Here is a 13,312-nt window from a genome sequence, read left to right as displayed (position 1 = left end):
GATCAGCGTCACCACGCCGGTTACCGCCAGCACCGCCGGCAGGGCGAACCCGGAGCGCGACGGGGATGACCTAGAGCTGGCCAATATTTCTGATCCAGCGTTCGGCAGGGCCCGACGACAGGCCCTGGACGACGTCAATGCCGTCGACCTCGCCCTCGAAGCGGACAAAGAGTTGCAACTGCGTCACCTCCGCGGGCGTGTCGAAGTCAGCCGGATCGTTGCTGAAAGTCGATCTCCAGTCCGCGCCGTCGTTCGAGTAGCTGAACCGGCCGCTGCCACGCGCCATGGTGAGGAGGGTCGCGCGCTGCCCGCCGGCCTCGCAAAGGAGTTGCTGGCCCCCCTCGAATGCTTCCACAACCAGCGTCAGGCGTCCGGCCCAACCCTGCGGACCGCAAATGTTGGCCCGCCGCATGACAACGTCGCCGGTCAGCCGGCTTTCCTCGCCGGCGATGGGTTCGTCGACGTCGGCCAGGAATGTGCCGGGCGGTCTCAGGACGAAGCTGCCGAGGATGGTGCGAAGATCGGAGACAGCGACATCGGCATCGGCCGCCGCCATCGCCCCGCGCCCGATCTTGAAACCCGTGTCGCCGGCCTTGGTCCCGATGCTGAAGATGATTGCGAGCGCCATGCCGCCGATGGCCAGAACCACCAGGGCCTCGATCAGCGAAAATCCCGAGCGACGGAGCATCGCCCTTCCTAGTCCGATCCGGCGGGCGCTGCGAGGGCCGTCAGATGACCACATGGCGCCGGATGAAAGCCTGGGCACGTTCGATCACCGGGGTGGCCATCGGCCGGTCCTGATCGAGAACGATGGATCCCGTTGCGGCCTGCAACGCTTCCAGGCTCGCAAAGGTCGCTTCCAAGACGGTGCGCAAATCCATCAGGCCTTCGCTTCCAGCGTTCGACCCCTGGAACGCCAGGCTGCCTGGCACCCCCAGACGGGCCGCGATCTCGGGATACACGGGCCAGCGGAAACTGTCCCCCAGCACGTCGTGGGGCGCGGGGGCGTTGGCGGATGATGTGATCCCTGCCCGGGCCAGGGCCTGGATTGCGACCTCGCCGAGGATGGTGATGCTAGGATGGTTGATCGTATGCATGAAGACGGAGCCGTCGCGCCGCACGCCGGAGGAGAGATCCAGCCCCATCTCCCGGGCTTTTTCCAGGAGCACGGTGGAGGCAGCCTCGAACTCGGCCATGTATCCAAGCGCCGCATAGACGAAGGTGTTGAACAGGCCGATCGCACGCTCGACACTCAGGCCCTCCATGAAAGCGGCGACCGCGATCGCGGAATGGTAGGGGCCCATGGCTCCCGCTGCGGCGTGACCGCCAACGAACACATAGGTGCAGTCGGGCTGGAAGCCCTTGAAGGCGACCACCGGCAGGCGAACGAAGATCTTTCCCACCCGGGCCATATCGCCGGGTGACGGCAGGTTGTAGTCGGCCAGCTGCGCATCGGTCAGCTGGCAGAACACGGTGTCCGATCGGTCGATCACCCCTGACCAGGCGGCCGCCGCGCCAGCATCGCCGGGCGCTACGCCCGCAATGCTGGCATTCTCGACCGTCATTTCGGCCGCCGCCGCGCGCATCCAGTCAGATATCCCCTCGGCCTGGCAGTTGCCGAGGACGAACGCCCGCCTCATCGCTCGATCGCCTCCTCATCGCACACCACATCGGCGAGGGCCCGGTGCTCCGCCAGATGGTCGCGAACGGACTCCTGTGGAGCGAAGCTCTGAGCCGGGCGTGCGACGCCGTCTTCGGACGACAGGAAATGTCTCGAAAAGATCGCCATGACCCGGGATACGCCGTCCGGACTCACGTTCCTCAGGTCATCCTCGAAGAAGCGTGCCCGATTGTGCGCGCCGGTGACGATTTCGTAGCTGGGAAAGTACACGACGCCCTCGCGGAGGGTGCGCGCTGTCTCTGCGGCCACACGCAGAACTGACTTGCTGTAAGTAGTGGCCTGCAGCACATGGCGGTCCTCGAATGTCGCGATCAGAGGCACCGGCGACACGGTCAGGATGATCCTGAGCGCCGGTGACAGAAGGCGAACTTCGTCGATGAAGGCAAGCAGATCGTCGATCGTCTCCTGGACTGTGAAGTTGTGGAAGACGTAGCCCGCCTCTGCCGCCTCGGCCCCGACCACGCCAGGCGCCAGCGGAACCACGGCGCCGTTCCGGGCGTCCATCCACGCCTCTGTCAAACCCAGAGTGAAGATGAAGACGTCAGCCGTTTCGAACATGGTGCGGACCGCGGCCATATGGCTGTCCCGGTCGGCGATGAGGGCTTCCCTGTGTGCGAAGCCGCCGGCCTGGACCCCGGGTCGGAACGGATCCACCCAATGGTCGCCCACCCGCCAGGCGTCGTCGATCGGCGCGAACAGGCCATAGGCGCGCTGGAACGTCTGGCGCAGTTGGCGGACCGTGTAGATGTTGCCGAACCGCGCCGGGTAGAGGCCGTAGCCGTCCTCAGCCGGGCCGGGCTCGGTCACCAGATAGCCGAAGCCCTGGGCGCTGAGCGTCCGCGCGATATGCTGGGCGAAACAGCTTCCAGCCGTGGCTACCCGATCGTCGCGATCGATCAGGAAAGGCGGAGGCAACATCGGATCCACGTCGTCCGGCGCCGGTCGGGCGACGGAGCGCGACCAGAAGGCCGTATCCGGGCGCTGCCTGTAGGGGTTGATGCCCGACCCTCCGGTGTCAGCGACGCGCGTGCATGATCACCCGCCCCCGCAGACCGGTGTTGGGACGATGCGGGTGTTCCGTGAACTTGAACTGGGTAAAGCCGAACTCGCGGAACATGGCCTCCATGCAGGCCTTGTTGGGAGCCCAGAAATTGGTGGGGTCGCCGTTCATCTCGGAGCCCAGGAAGTAGCGCATCACGGGTTCCTGGAACATGTCCAACGCCGTCTCGGTGTCGCAGACGACGGTGTCCGCAGCGACGGAAGAGACGATCTCGATGATCCGAAGCGGATCTTTCACATGATAAAGGACACCCAGGAACAGGACCACGTCGAAGGTCCCGATCCTGGCGGGATCCAGCTCTGTCGGATCGACGTCGAGCGCCTCGATCCCTGAGTTGAACTTGTGGTGGGCGTATTCGAAACCCTGCCGCGTCCCCCAGCCGGGGCCGGACCAGCAGAAGTTGTCGGTGGCCAGGACGCGCGCCGCTCCGCGGCGTTCGGCCTCGAAGGAGAAGAAGCCGTCCCAGGCGCCGATGTCGAGGACCGTCTTGCCCAGGACTCCCTGCGAAAAGATGATGTCCGCTTCGGCCTGGAGCATTTCGGCCGGCTTCGCGCCGACCATCACCTCACCATCCCCGAAGTGATGGGTGTGGAAGTTTTCGGTCGGCATGGCCAGCGGATGGGTCCGCTCAAGAGGGAACTGGGGCGAGGCCATGGCGACTTTCGATCAGTGTTTGGGAACAACGTTGGCGATAGCGCAGCCATGATCGCTTTGCAAAGCCTGGAACCGACCAGGCTGCGACGCTTGGCGACCTGCGGGCCCGCTGGTATGGGTGCGCCATCAGGGGAGACAGCGTGCGTCTACTTCGTTCCACACTGCCGGCGGCCGCTATAGCGTGTGCGATCGCCTGCGCCTGGTCTTCGGCGGCAGCTGCGAGCCCGGCTCCCGCTGGAGAGAGCGCGCCTCGGCAGACCGAAACCGATCAACAGCGTCGCGATCGCCTGAACGCCAGGATGGCCGAAATGTTGCGCTCCGGCGAAGGCGCACGACTGACCGAACCGGCGCCCCAATCGCGTCGTGCGACGCCCGGGCGTCGCCGCGCCTTGCGCTCGAGCACGCCAGCGGCGCCGACGACGCCCCCCCCCGCTGTCGTCGCCGCTGCGGCGACTTCGACTGTCATCGCGCCGGCATCGACGATTCAGCCGCCAGCCTATGTCGGGGGCGCGGCGCCGCGATCCAGCGGCGCCTACTACACGCCGCCCCGGCTGGACCTGACCACTCCGCCTCGCGTTCCGACCAGCGACGTCGAGTGTCTGACCCAGGCCATCTACTATGAGGCGAGAAACGAATCCGAGGAGGGGCAGGCGGCTGTCGCCGAGGTCGTCATGAACCGCTCTCGAAGCGGGGCCTATCCCCGGTCGGTCTGCGCGGTGGTTTATCAGCGCAACAGTCGCACCTGCCAATTCACCTTCACCTGCGACGGCGCCATCGGTCGCAGTCCGGTGGATATGGTCAAATGGGCGCGGGCCGAACGGATTGCCCGCGATGTCCATGAGGGCCGCATGCCGGCCGCCCTGCCTGCGACTTCGCTCAACTACCACGCCAGTTACGTATCTCCGTCATGGGGGCGTCGGCTGGAGCGGGTTCGCCAGATCGGAACCCACATCTTCTATGGGGCCGCCCTGGGCGGCGGCGGCACCCCTGGCGCCCTGACCCCGCCCGCCGAGCCCCCGGCCCGGACGGGCGGCCTGGTGTTCGTCCGTAATGAAGCCCTCGATCGGGCATATGCGGCGTTGCAAGGCGCGGCCGCGGCGCCATCCGGCCAGCCCTAGGCTGGTTGATGGCGCTCACGCTGATCCGTCCGCATCGGCATGCGGACGCCCGGGGCTGGTTCAGCGAAACCTACTCCACACGTCATTTCGAGGCGATCGGGCTCGACATCCGGTTCGTGCAGGACAACCAGTCCCTGTCTCGAAACGCGGGAACGGTAAGGGGACTCCACTTCCAAAGGCCGCCTGCAGCACAGGCCAAGCTGATCGGCTGTCTTTCCGGTCGTCTCCTGGACTATGTCGTGGACATCCGTCTGGGCTCGCCGACGTTCGGTAAAACCCTGACCGTCGAACTGACCGAGGCGGGGGAACAACTCTTCGTGCCGGTCGGCTTCGCGCACGGGTTTGTCACGCTGACGGCCGACGTCCGCGCGGTGTACAAGGTGTCCAGTCCCTATGACCGGGACGCCGAGGGCGGGATCGCGTGGAATGATCCGGCCATCTCGGTCGATTGGCCGTTGCCAGGGGTCGAACGGACGATCTCGGACAAGGACGCGGCTCTGCCGCCTCTGTCGCAGCTCGCGAGTCCGTTCGCCTACGACGGTGAGCCGATGGGGCTCAGGGAAGTCTAGAGGATTTCGGCGGTGACGATCCGGTCCAGCGGCGTCGGCGGCGTCGGATCGTCGTCAGCCACGCGAACCACGCGACAATCCTCGAACATGAGCCGCCCCTGGAAGACCGGATGAGCGTTCCAGATACGAAGTTGGGCGGCTTCGGCTCCGGTCCAGATCCGGTCCAGCGAAACCCCGTAGGATCCCGGATGCCGCACCTCGGTCACAATCCGGCAGAACTCCGCGTCTGAGCCCCATTCGAACAGAAGCGGCACATGCGCTCTCTCGGGATCGACCGAAACTCGCACGTCGACCCGCCATCTGCCGGCGGGCAGACGAATGTACGGGCCGAACAGCAAGGCGCGCATCCGACCGGTCAAGTCGATCCAGGGGCCGCTCGCCTGACCGGCGGCATCCGGCGCGTATGTGAACCAATGAGGAGCCCAGACCGATTGGGCGCCGGCCCTGACAGGCAGTTCGTCGAAGATGGAGAGTGGAGATGCGGCGGCGAGGGGGTGAATGTGGTAGCGCTCGCCCTCGGGCCGTTCGACCGTCCCGAGAAGCGGCAAGTTGAGCTGATAGCGCGACGCGTTGAGCACGATAGCGCCCTGGCGAGCGGCGGCGTCCGCCTCAACGAGGCTATGGGCTCTGACGATCAGCTCGTTTCCGGTCGCCGGCTGCGAGGGGTCCAGCATTCCCACCGCGGTGGTGTCCGTGATCACGACACGGTGCCCCGACGGCGAGGCCAGTGCCGCACTCTGGTGGGTGAATATCACGCCTTTGCGCCGGTCGGCCTCCTCCCCGGGGCCGATTTCTGAAACAGGAAGGCCCATCTGCGCCGCGCGCGCCTCGATCGCGGCCCGCCAGGCGACGCCCGGGTGCCCGGGCGTGATCAGAAGCGTCAGGCTGTCGTCGGTCATCAGGCCGCCCGGAGCCAGGAGTAGATTTCGACCGCCTCACCTACGTCCTCGAAAACCTTGCACTTGCCGCTTTCGATGATGATCGCCCGATCGCAATAGTGGGCCACCAGATGGGTGTCGTGCGAGGCCATCATGAAGGCCCGGTCCTTGCGTAGCTGGAACAGCTCTTCTTGGCATTTCTGTTGGAAACGGGCGTCGCCGACGGCGACGAGTTCATCGATCAGATAGCAGTCGAACTCAATGGCCAGCGACAAGCCAAACGCCAGTCGTGCTCGCATGCCCGACGAATAGTGTTTCACCGGCAGACGAAGCGAACGGCCCAATTCAGCGAAATCATCGACGCGGGCCAGCGTCTCGCGATAGTCGCGAGCGTAGAGGCGAGCGAGGAAGCGGATGTTGTCCAGCCCGGACAGGCTGCCTTGAAAGCCGCCCCCGAAGCCGATCGGCCATGACGACGACATGTTCCAGATGATCTCGCCCTCGGTCGCCGGGAGGATGCCGCCAAGCATCTTGATCAGAGTGGACTTGCCTTGACCGTTTCGACCGAGGATTGCCAGCCGGCCGCTGCGGCCCAGGGTGAAATCGATGTCCTGGAACACGGGCCGGTTAGCGCCGTGGAAGGTCTTGCCGAGACGCGAGACCCGAAGGCCAGGCGCCTCGACAATATCGTTGGCGGTGATGCCCATCAGTCCTGGCGGTGCTCGCGCACCCCTGCCCACACAAGCCAACCGACGCCGTAGATCAGCATCGCAGAGGCGAAAATCGTCAGTATGGCGGTCCACCGACGCGGTTGCGTCGGCTTGTCGGGCAGGTTCGGATTCACGATCCGGTCAAGGTACAGTCGCTGACGCCGAGCTTCCTGTTGGGAGTTTAGAAGAGCTGAAGTGGCTTGCGACAGTTCGCGATCCGCCAGTTCACGTTGCAGTTCCAGATCGGCATAGATGCCGACGCGAGGCGCGAGCGACGTCGAGGTCCCGGCCACCTTCGCTCGTTCCGCAGTGATCTGACGCTCATAGGCCGCGATTCGACCGTCAAGGATTGGAAGCTGGGGACTCTGGGGCGCTTCTCCGACAAGCTGCGCCCGATCGGCGCGGAGCTGGGCCACCGTCGCCAGAAGGCCGCCGATGAGGGACGAACTCTCGCGAGCCGCAAGTTCAGGGTCGATGAAGCCCTCGCGGTTGCGGAAGGCGGTCAATTGTTGCTGCACGGCGCTGAGACGCGCGCGCGCTTCGTCACGCGCGATCTGCGCCTCGGAGACTGCATCGCCCATCGCGCGATCGTTCAGTCGGTTGACCAGCTGTTCGCCGCTGGCGAGCAACGCCTGGTTCAACTGGCGTGCATCTTCGGCCCTGAAGGCTTCGACACGCAGGGTGCTGATGCCCGTGGTGGAATCAAAGCCGACCACGACAAAGCGGTTGAAGCCTGTGTAGAGGCCTTCCTCTCCCCGGCTGTCCCACAGGCGCGGGTAGCGAGAGAAAGCGTCGGCTCCAGGCGGGTTCAGGATGGCGGCGATGTCGTAGCGACGGCCGAGTTCGCGCAGGGCGTCGCGGGACTTGATGTATTCGTGCACCGCGAAAGCGTCGGAGGGTGCTGTTGACAGTCCCACGCCCTGCAGCGCCATGCCGATGGCCGAAGGCGGGGACTGTGTCGACGCCCGGACGATGAAGCGCGCCTCCGACACGTATCGCGGCGTGGCGATCAACAGATAGTAGATCGCCGCCAGCAGGGTCGGCAGGGCCACGACCATCAGGAAGCCGACAGGCAGGCGACGCCACCACGGCTTGCGCTCCTCACGGAAGGTGAGGGCCTCCGGTATGGGACCCAGGTAGTTGATTTGAGCTTCGGCCATATTCGATCCGTCTGGACCCGGAGAGGTCTTTGTTCCGGGCTGGTTTTTTATTCAACTTCGATGCGGTCGCGCGAGGATGAGATGATCAAAAGGCCCATGATGTTCATGATCGCACCGGTGAACATGGCATAGGCGGGATTATAGTAGGTTGGAACGAATTCTCCGAAAACGCCCGCCCGGACCATCTCGATGCCGTGAACGAACGGGATCAACATGATGTATTCTCTCGCGCTCGCCGGCATCCAGGAGACCATATAAAAGGCGCCGGAGATCGGGATCAGCACGTAGCTGATCACCGGAACCAGTCGCTCCATGATGTCGTATCGCATCGCCAGGCCAGTCAGCACGAGAGCAAAGCCGAGGGCCGTCCAGGCCAGCAACAGCCACCCGCAATAAAGCAGCAGATAGTCGTGAGGCAGGCTGACCTCCTTGAGCGCCAGCAAGACCGCGTAAACCACCACAAAAGCCGCGGTCGCGCCGCCAAGCTCCAGCAGCGCGCGCGAGAACAGCAGGTGCAAGGGCGCCACTTGACGATGGTACATCAGGCCCAGATTGGCCTGCAGCGCGCTTGCGAGCAGGCTGATGAAGTGCCGGATCAGGATGAGGGACATGTACCCCGTCATCACGAAGGGCGCGAGCCGGACGCCGTGTTCATAGGCCGGCTTGGTCAATGTCCACAGGATAAGGACGCCGAAGCAGAAAATCAGAGGTTCGCCGATCACCCAGGCGAACCCAAGACCCTGACGGCCATAGCGCGTCGTCATCTCGCGCATGATCAGGGCGCTGATGACCCGGGATTGCCGCGAAATCGCGCCTGAAACCATCTGTCCTGTACTCTCGCGGTCCAAGCCCGACCGCAAGCGGGGGCAGGAGGCTGAATGAGCCGGGGGGCAACGGAGGTCAAGGCCTCAGCGCGCTTCCGTCACCCATCAGGCGGCGGCGTATGCGCCGGGGCCACGGCTGGATTCAGTCGCCGGCGAACACCGCGCCGAAATCGGTCTGGGCGCTTTCGAAGTCGGGCGGGCGGCCGATGTCCAGCCAGTATTCGTGGATGGGGTAGGCGCCGACCATCTCTCCGTCGGAGGCCAGGCCGGCTAGCAGTTCGGGCATGTCGTAGGGGCCCTGGGCCGGGATGCGCGACAGGACCGAGCCGTCCAGGCAGTAGACGCCGGCGTTAGCCAGCCAGCGGAAGGTCGGCTTTTCCCGCAGGGCCGTCATCCGCACGCCGTCCACCTCGGCCACGCCGTGAGGCGCCTGGAACTGGTGTTCGCGCAGGCACAGGGTCGCCAGGGCGCCGTGCTCTTCGTGGAAGTCGATCAGGCCGCCGAAAGCCATGCGCGTCAGGACGTCGCCGTTCATCACCAGCATCGGGCTGGTGACCGGATCGCGCACCAGCGACAGGGCGCCGGCCGTGCCGCGCGGGTGATCCTCGCGCAGATATTCGATCTCGACCCCCATCGAGGCGCCGTCGCCGAAATGATCCTCGATCATCTCGGCCAGATAGTTCACGGCCAGCCGGAACCGGCCGAAGCCTTGGGCCCTCAGCCGCTCGATGATGGTCTCGAGCAGGGGGCGTCCCGCCACCTTGAGCATCGGCTTCGGACAGGTCTGGGTCAGAGGCGCCAGCCGCACGCCGCGACCGCCGGCCATGATGACCACCAGATTGTCCCGCGCACGCGGCGTGCCGACCGTGTCCGGGTAGAGGCCGACGACCCGCCCGGCCCGGTCGAGCAGGGGCGCCAGGGTGACGCCGCGCTCCTCCAGACGCCGCAGGGCGACGACGTCCGAGCCCTCGACCTGCAGCGCGACGGGCGCCGTGTTCATCACCTCTCGGATCGGCGCGTCCATCGGCAGGCGGCGCAAAAGACCACGCCGGATGTCGCCGTCAGTGACGCTGCCGACCAGCCGGCGATCCTCATCGACGACGACGATCAGCTTGCGCCGGACCGCGTCGAGCCGGGCGATGGCGTCCAGCAGGGGGGCGTCGGGCCCCATCAGGTTCCCGGCGATGTCTCCCGGCGGGGTCAAACCGCATACTCCGCCGGACGGTAGAGGGTCGGGTTGTCCCGAATGAAGGCCACGGTGCGGGCCAGGCCTTCCTCGACACTGATCGAGGGCGTCCAGCCCAGTCGTTCCTGCGCCAGTGAGGCGTCGGCGTGCAGGCGCTCGACCTCGCTGGCGGCCGGACGCAGGCGCTGGGCGTCGGCCTCGACCTCGACCGGGAGACCAGCAGCGGCTCCGATCATGGCGGGCAGATCGCCGATGGCGATCTCGCGTCCCCCGCCGGTGTGGACTGTCAGTCCCTCGATCCCCGGCACGGTCGCGGCCCTCAGGAAGGCCTCGACGGTGTCGTCGACGAAGACGAAGTCGCGCGTCGGACGCGTGTCGCCCAGCCTGATCGGCCGACCGGCCAGCAGCTGGACCGCGATGGCCGGGATCACCGCCCGGGCGCTCTGGCGCGGGCCGAAGGTGTTGAAGGGGCGCAGGGTCACGACCGGCGTCTCGAAAGAGCGGTGGTAGCTTTCGGCCAGCTTGTCCGCAGCGATCTTGGACGCGGAGTAGGGGGACTGGCCCACCAGAGGATGCGCCTCAGTCATCGGCACGAACTGGGCCGAACCGTAGACCTCGCTGGTCGAGGTGTGGACCAGGCGCTGGACGCCCATCTCGCGCACGGCCTGCAGCACATTGAGCGTACCCAGTATGTTGGTCCGGACATAGCTCTCGGGCGCCAGATACGAATAGGGAATGGCGATCAGGGCGCCGAGGTGGAAGACGATCTCCCGGTCCTTCACGGCATCATAGACGCTGTCGCGGTCGGCCAGATCGCCCCGCCGGACGTCGATCTCGCCCCGGATCGGCGATCGGTCCAGCCAGCCGGCGTCGCCGTCGGACGTATATCGCACCAGGGTGCGGACCTTGGCCCCGATCTCGACCAGCCGTTCGCAAAGCCGGCTGCCGATGAAGCCGCCGGCGCCGGTGACCAGCACCCGCCGACCTTTGAGCGTTTGATTGATCGCCTCGACGTCCACGAAAGACCCGCCGTCCGCAGGGACGCGGTCCGGCGGCGTGATTGCGCCCGGACCGTCCGAATCAGAGTCTAAAGGACCACCACAGGCGCGTCACGGAGGCGGACATGATCGGCGACGGCGCATTCGCCGGACGGGTTCTGGGTCTGGTCCCCGCGCGCGCCGGATCGCAAGGTTTGCCGGGCAAGAACGTTCGCCCTCTGGCGGGTCGACCGATGGTCGCCTGGACGCTGGAGGCCTGTCGCGAATCCCGGGTGCTGGACAGGGTCGTGGTGTCCACCGACGACGAATCGGTCGCCGCCGTCGCGACCCAAATGGGCTATCCGCCGCCGTTTCGCCGCCCGGACAGCCTCTCGGGACCCGAGGCCTCGGTCATCGACGCCGTCGCCCATGCGCTGGAGGCGGTGGGCGGGACCTGGGACTATGTCGTGCTGCTGCAGCCGACCTCGCCGCTGCGGCTCGGCGGAGACATCGATGCGGCGGTCGAGTTGTGCCACGCCAGCGGGGCCTCGGCGGTCATCGGGGTCTCGCCGGTGCTCAAGCCCCAGACCTTCTACGGTCGGGTCGACGCGTCGGGCCTCTATCGTCCGGATACGCAGCGCCCGGACGAGCCGGTGATCATCAACGGCGCCGTCTATGTCGGGCGGCCGGACATTCTGCTGGAGCGGCGGACCTTCGTCGGACCCGACACCCTGGCCCACGTCATGCCGCCCGAGCGAGGCTGGGACGTGGACACGGCCTTCGATTTCGCCGTCTGCGAGGCCCTGTGGCCCCATGTGCGGGGCGAGGCGGCCGGGCCTCTGGACAGTGTGCGGCGCTAGACGTCGTCGAGATCGATGAAGGGCTTCCGCGCCAGCCCTTTCAGGTCGGTGGCTTCGAGGATCGAGACGATCCGCTCGCCGGCATGGCCGTCACCGAAAAGCGCGGGCTGGCTTCGCGCCATGGCCTGGAACCCGGGCGTCAGGGCGCGGCCGATCGCGGCGGCCACCGCCCCGGCCTCGAGCGGACAATCGATGACCCCGGGGCTGCGCAGCCGCCCGGCCTGGCGGTCGCCCACGTTGACGACCGGGACACCCGCGGCCGGCGCCTCCATCATGCCGCTGGAGGAGTTGCCGATGACGGCGGCGCAGGCGGTCAGGGCGGCGACATAGCCGCGTGCGCCGAGCGATTCCGCGATCCGCACGCGACCAGGCCGGGCGGCGGTGAAGGCGGAGATGGCTTCCCGGATCGCCCCCGCGCCCGCGTCTGCGTTCGGCAGGGTGAAAAGAATCACGCGGTCCTCGACGCTCGCCAGACCGGTCAGAAAGGCTTCGATCTGGTCGCCCGGCGACAGGGCGCTCAGAGTCTCGGGATGGAAGGTCACAAGCAGGAAGCCGGACGGCAGGTCCAGGCCGGTCAAGGCCGAGGCCTCCGCCGGCGTGCTGCGCCCGAAAGCCATCAGGTTGTCGACGCCGGTCGATCCGACAGTGAAGACGCGCTCGGGCGCCTCGCCCATCTGCAGCAGGCGACGACGATAAGGCTCGGCGGCCGTAAAATGCAGGGCCGCCAGCTTGGTGATCGCATGGCGGATCGCATCATCGACCGCGCCGGCGGTCCTGTGCCCGCCCTCCAGGTGCAGGATGGGCAGGCCTAGCGGGACTGCCGCCGCCGCCGCCGCCAGCGCCTCCGTGCGGTCGCCCAGAATCAAGACGGCGTCCAGCTTCAGCTCCGCATAGGCCTCGGCGCAGCCGGACAGGGTCGCGCCCATGTCCTGCGCCGCCGACAGACCGTCATCGCCGGCCATGGGCGACGAAACGCGGGCGGCGGGGCGCCGCCCATCCGCCTCGATCTCCGTCAGGGTCGCGCCGTGCCGGGGGGACAGATGTGCGCCCGCGACAATCAGAAAGGGGCGAATTGTCCCCGAGGCCTCCATCGCGGCGAGCACCGGGCGCAGAAGGCCGTACTCCGCCCGCGTGGCGGTGAATACGCCTATGCCCGTCCTTGGCCGGATCATCCGCTTATGGCTCCTGTCATGCCACGCGGGCATAGCGGGGTTCGGCGCGTCGAGATAGCGGGACGAGCGCGCCTGCAGAACGGACGGCCGAACGGGGTTCGCGAAACCCGGGCTGCCGATTTCTCCTGTAGCTTCAACGTCACGCTTGCAGTTTGAGCGGGCGAACAGCGCCGGAACCTATCGACCTGCTGCGGCAACGCTGTTATGACCCCGGGAGGCGGTGAGACCGCCGCAATAATCAATTATGGCTGCGGAGGGCTCACACCCATGCGTTTCAAGACCTTGTTCCTGGCTTCCAGCGCGGCGGCGGCTCTCGCCCTGTCCGCTGGTGCTGCTTCGGCTGAGCCGGACGGCTGGTACGGCGCGATCGACGCCGGTTACCACAAGATCGACGACATCAACCTGGAAGCGTCCGGCAACGGCGTGAACTGGCGCGCTGAAATGAACGACGGCTGGGCCGCGT

Annotated in this window: 14 protein-coding genes and 1 pseudogene; 4 read left to right on the top strand and 11 right to left on the bottom strand. The window is 66.6% G+C overall.

The annotated features are described in order from the left end of the window. Positions 1-70: 70 nt before the first annotated feature. The 4 genes from RMO01_RS02795 to RMO01_RS02780 form a co-directional block, all read right to left on the bottom strand. The gene (locus RMO01_RS02795; RefSeq protein ID WP_309627528.1) at positions 71-688 is read right to left on the bottom strand and encodes a prepilin-type N-terminal cleavage/methylation domain-containing protein; all 618 of its coding nucleotides are present in this window, start codon (positions 686-688) and stop codon (positions 71-73) included. A 40-nt stretch (positions 689-728) separates the two neighbouring features. Continuing rightward, a complete protein-coding gene (locus RMO01_RS02790; RefSeq protein ID WP_309627527.1) occupies positions 729-1,640 on the bottom strand; it encodes a WcbI family polysaccharide biosynthesis putative acetyltransferase in 912 nt (303 codons plus the stop codon). Next, positions 1,637-2,596 carry a GSCFA domain-containing protein gene (locus tag RMO01_RS02785; protein WP_309627526.1) on the bottom strand — a complete coding sequence of 320 codons (960 nt, stop codon included), beginning with the start codon at positions 2,594-2,596 and terminating at the stop codon, positions 1,637-1,639. The genes RMO01_RS02790 and RMO01_RS02785 overlap by 4 nt, the downstream gene beginning before the upstream one ends. Before the next feature lie 100 nt (positions 2,597-2,696). Beyond that, positions 2,697-3,395 carry a class I SAM-dependent methyltransferase gene (locus tag RMO01_RS02780; RefSeq protein ID WP_309627525.1) on the bottom strand — a complete coding sequence of 233 codons (699 nt, stop codon included), beginning with the start codon at positions 3,393-3,395 and terminating at the stop codon, positions 2,697-2,699. 308 nt (positions 3,396-3,703) lie between these two features. Here RMO01_RS02780 and RMO01_RS02775 point away from each other — a divergent pair, with 308 nt between their 5' ends. Then, positions 3,704-4,513, top strand: coding sequence for a cell wall hydrolase (locus tag RMO01_RS02775; protein WP_309627524.1), 810 nt, complete (start codon positions 3,704-3,706; stop codon positions 4,511-4,513). A gap of 8 nt (positions 4,514-4,521) precedes the next feature. Next, positions 4,522-5,082, top strand: a complete 561-nt coding sequence (gene rfbC / locus RMO01_RS02770) for a dTDP-4-dehydrorhamnose 3,5-epimerase (protein ID WP_309627523.1) — start codon at positions 4,522-4,524, stop codon at positions 5,080-5,082. On the opposite strand, the gene RMO01_RS02765 is transcribed toward rfbC, so the two are convergent. The 6 genes from RMO01_RS02765 to RMO01_RS02740 all read right to left on the bottom strand — a co-directional run bounded on the left by RMO01_RS02765 (position 5,079) and on the right by RMO01_RS02740 (position 10,859). Next, positions 5,079-5,981 carry a hypothetical protein gene (locus tag RMO01_RS02765; RefSeq protein ID WP_309627522.1) on the bottom strand — a complete coding sequence of 301 codons (903 nt, stop codon included), beginning with the start codon at positions 5,979-5,981 and terminating at the stop codon, positions 5,079-5,081. The two genes, rfbC and RMO01_RS02765, sit on opposite strands and share 4 nt — an antisense overlap. After that, positions 5,981-6,667, bottom strand: a complete 687-nt coding sequence (locus tag RMO01_RS02760; protein ID WP_309627521.1) for an ABC transporter ATP-binding protein — start codon at positions 6,665-6,667, stop codon at positions 5,981-5,983. Before RMO01_RS02760 ends, RMO01_RS02765 begins: the two co-directional genes overlap by 1 nt. Further along, a complete protein-coding gene (locus RMO01_RS02755; protein WP_309627520.1) occupies positions 6,667-7,830 on the bottom strand; it encodes a chain-length determining protein in 1,164 nt (387 codons plus the stop codon). Before RMO01_RS02755 ends, RMO01_RS02760 begins: the two co-directional genes overlap by 1 nt. A 47-nt stretch (positions 7,831-7,877) precedes the next feature. Continuing rightward, a complete protein-coding gene (locus tag RMO01_RS02750) occupies positions 7,878-8,654 on the bottom strand; it encodes an ABC transporter permease (RefSeq protein WP_309627519.1) in 777 nt (258 codons plus the stop codon). A 142-nt stretch (positions 8,655-8,796) separates the two neighbouring features. Continuing rightward, the gene (locus RMO01_RS02745; RefSeq protein WP_309627518.1) at positions 8,797-9,858 is read right to left on the bottom strand and encodes a nucleotidyltransferase family protein; all 1,062 of its coding nucleotides are present in this window, start codon (positions 9,856-9,858) and stop codon (positions 8,797-8,799) included. Next, positions 9,855-10,859 carry a GDP-mannose 4,6-dehydratase gene (locus RMO01_RS02740; protein ID WP_309627517.1) on the bottom strand — a complete coding sequence of 335 codons (1,005 nt, stop codon included), beginning with the start codon at positions 10,857-10,859 and terminating at the stop codon, positions 9,855-9,857. Before RMO01_RS02740 ends, RMO01_RS02745 begins: the two co-directional genes overlap by 4 nt. 104 nt (positions 10,860-10,963) lie before the next feature. Here RMO01_RS02740 and RMO01_RS02735 point away from each other — a divergent pair, with 104 nt between their 5' ends. Beyond that, positions 10,964-11,677 carry an acylneuraminate cytidylyltransferase family protein gene (locus tag RMO01_RS02735; protein ID WP_309627516.1) on the top strand — a complete coding sequence of 238 codons (714 nt, stop codon included), beginning with the start codon at positions 10,964-10,966 and terminating at the stop codon, positions 11,675-11,677. Here RMO01_RS02735 and neuC read toward each other — a convergent pair. Next, the gene (gene neuC / locus RMO01_RS02730; RefSeq protein ID WP_309627515.1) at positions 11,674-12,849 is read right to left on the bottom strand and encodes a UDP-N-acetylglucosamine 2-epimerase; all 1,176 of its coding nucleotides are present in this window, start codon (positions 12,847-12,849) and stop codon (positions 11,674-11,676) included. The genes RMO01_RS02735 and neuC overlap by 4 nt on opposite strands. Before the next feature lie 267 nt (positions 12,850-13,116). Between neuC and RMO01_RS02725 the strand changes: the two are divergent. After that, positions 13,117-13,312, top strand: a pseudogene (locus tag RMO01_RS02725) (cell envelope biogenesis protein OmpA); the annotation flags it as partial.

It is taken from the genome of Brevundimonas sp. (assembly GCF_031412435.1).
Classification (GTDB): Bacteria; Pseudomonadota; Alphaproteobacteria; order Caulobacterales; family Caulobacteraceae; genus Brevundimonas.
The sequence above is the reverse complement of the archived record's forward strand: the minus strand, read 5'-3'. Positions and strand labels throughout refer to the sequence as shown.